Consider the following 690-nt stretch of genomic DNA (forward strand, 5'->3'; position numbering starts at 1 on the left):
TACGCCCTTATGAGTATCTTCAATCCCTCCGGCAGACAGTACCTCCGCTGTACGAAACGGCTGGATAACAAAAGCTGCCCCGGCTGTGGGAAAATCATCACAGCAGAACTGGAAGCGGTTGTGTATCAGCAGATGGTGAAAAAGCTGGACAGCTACAAGACGCTGACGGGCAGGAAGAAAGCGGCAAAGGCTAATCCCAAAATCACCGCCCTGCAAGTGGAACTTGCCCATGTGGACAGCGAGATTGAAAAGCTGGTGGACAGCCTGACAGGCGCAAACAATGTGTTGCTCTCCTATGTGAACGTGAAGATAGCTGAACTGGACGGACACAAGCAGGAGCTTCTGGCGAAGATAGCTGAGTTGACGGTGAAAGCCATCAGCCCTGAACAGGTCAGCCAGATTTCCGGCTACCTCGACACATTGGACAGCGTATCCTTTAATGACAAGCGGCGGGTGGTGGATTTAATGATTACCACCGTTGCCGCCACAAGCGACAGCTTGAACATTACATGGAAAATCTGACGGGCATATCAGCGCCCGCCAGACCGTTACCTTGTGTAGTCCCTTGTAAACTGTACTTTTGTATGTGATAAACTATTTTTGGCATCCATTTGTAAGCGAAAAATAGATTCGAACCCTCGTAAAAAAGGAAAAAAGCAAGAGCGGTTCCCATAAGGAGCCACTCTTTGA

General features: G+C 49.4%; 1 protein-coding gene and 1 pseudogene. One reads left to right on the forward strand and one right to left on the reverse strand.

The window, feature by feature from the left end; all coding sequences use genetic code 11:
• Window positions 1-522: pseudogene (locus D1841_RS17950) on the forward strand (recombinase family protein); the annotation flags it as partial.
• On the opposite strand, the gene D1841_RS18845 reads toward D1841_RS17950, so the two are convergent.
• Window positions 506-690: hypothetical protein (locus tag D1841_RS18845; RefSeq protein ID WP_207709244.1), on the reverse strand; the 185-nt coding region annotated here is incomplete at its 5' end. The pseudogene D1841_RS17950 and the gene D1841_RS18845 overlap by 17 nt on opposite strands.

The organism is Neglectibacter sp. X4 (assembly GCF_009917365.1).
GTDB lineage: Bacteria > Bacillota > Clostridia > Oscillospirales > Acutalibacteraceae > Acutalibacter.